The sequence below is a fragment of the Acetobacter sacchari genome (genome assembly GCF_017377715.1).
GTDB lineage: Bacteria > Pseudomonadota > Alphaproteobacteria > Acetobacterales > Acetobacteraceae > Acetobacter > Acetobacter sacchari.
This window is the reverse complement of sequence record NZ_JAFVMF010000053.1, coordinates 1-1,294: the sequence shown is the minus strand read 5'-3', so window position 1 is coordinate 1,294 and position 1,294 is coordinate 1. Positions and strand designations below refer to the sequence as shown.

Genomic DNA, 1,294 nt, shown 5'->3' with positions numbered 1-1,294 from the left:
TTGGAGGGTTCGAAAAACCCTCTGGTTTTGAGGGTTCCTCTGTGATTCCATTTCCCCTGAGTTGATTGGGGATGATGGAAGATGAAGCAGGCTGGTTTCTTTGATGTTGAAGAGCGGCTTGCCCGGTTGAGCGGGCTTGGCGATCAGCTCGAAGCATTTTCCCAGATTGTGGATTTTGAAGTGTTCCGCCCTGATCTGGAGGAGGCTCTGGCCTATTCAGATGGAAGCAAGGGCGGGCGACCACCATTTGATCCGGTGATGATGTTCAAGATCCTGGTGATCCAGACGCTCAACAATTTGTCTGATGAGCGGACAGAGTATCTCATCAACGATCGCCTCTCCTTTATGCGTTTCCTTGGTCTGGGACTTTCAGATCGGGTGCCTGATGCCAAAACAATCTGGCTGCTCCGTGAACGCCTGACACAGGCGGGTGCGATCGATGGGTTGTTCAACCGGTTTGACGCGACCCTGCGGAACGCCGGTTATCTCCCGATGTCAGGCCAGATCCTGGATGCCACACTGGTGGCTGCTCCCAAGCAGCGCAACACGAACGCTGAGAAAGCCGATCTTCGGGAAGGACGTATTCCTGAAGACTGGCAGGACAAACCCGCAAAGCTGTCGCACAAGGACCGTCATGCGCGCTGGACACTGAAGTTCACGAAGGCAAAGCGGCAGGATGATGGAACCATGCCATCCAGCGATCTTGCCATTCCGTTCTTTGGCTACAAGTCCCATGTTTCCATCGACCGGAAGTTCCGACTGATCCGAAAATGGAAGACGACAGATGCCGCCGCCAGTGATGGTGCGCGATTGCGAGAAGGGCTGCTGGATAAAACCAATACGGCCTCAAGCGTCTGGGCAGACACGGCGTATCGCTCCAAAGCCAATGAAGACTTCATGGAAAAGCAGGGCTGTATCTCAAAGGTTCACAGGAAAAAGCCGCATCTCAAACCGATGCCACTCCATATCCAGCGGTCCAATGCAGGAAAGTCCGTGATCCGATCCCGCGTCGAGCATGTCTTTGCTGACCAGAAATCGCAAATGGGTCTGTTCATCCGAACTGTCGGTATCGCGCGAGCCACCATGAGGATCGGCCTGGCCAATATCGTCTATAATATGCGCCGCTTCCTCTTCCTCGAAAGATTGAGCGCGAGCGCATAGCCATCCAACAAGGGACAACACTCGATCTGCTCAAAACGCAGGTCAAAATTGACCCAAAGCACCGTCAATCAAATCGTCAAAAGCCTAAAATCACCAGACAAGAGTATCAATCAAGGGTTCTTCGATCCCTCCA

General features: G+C 53.2%; 1 protein-coding gene. It reads left to right on the top strand.

Translation table 11 applies throughout. The features are described 5' to 3' along the window. Positions 1 to 81 precede the first annotated feature (81 nt). Positions 82 to 1,161: an IS5 family transposase gene (locus tag J2D73_RS20210; protein ID WP_207884210.1), complete on the top strand. Its 1,080-nt coding sequence runs from the start codon at positions 82 to 84 to the stop codon at positions 1,159 to 1,161. Positions 1,162 to 1,294: the final 133 nt, after the last annotated feature.

What these genes read in the sequence shown, in the direction of transcription:
- J2D73_RS20210 (WP_207884210.1), top strand. Translation starts at nt 82, where the DNA reads ATGAAGCAGGCTGGTTTCTTTGATGTTGAAGAGCGGCTTGCCCGGTTG.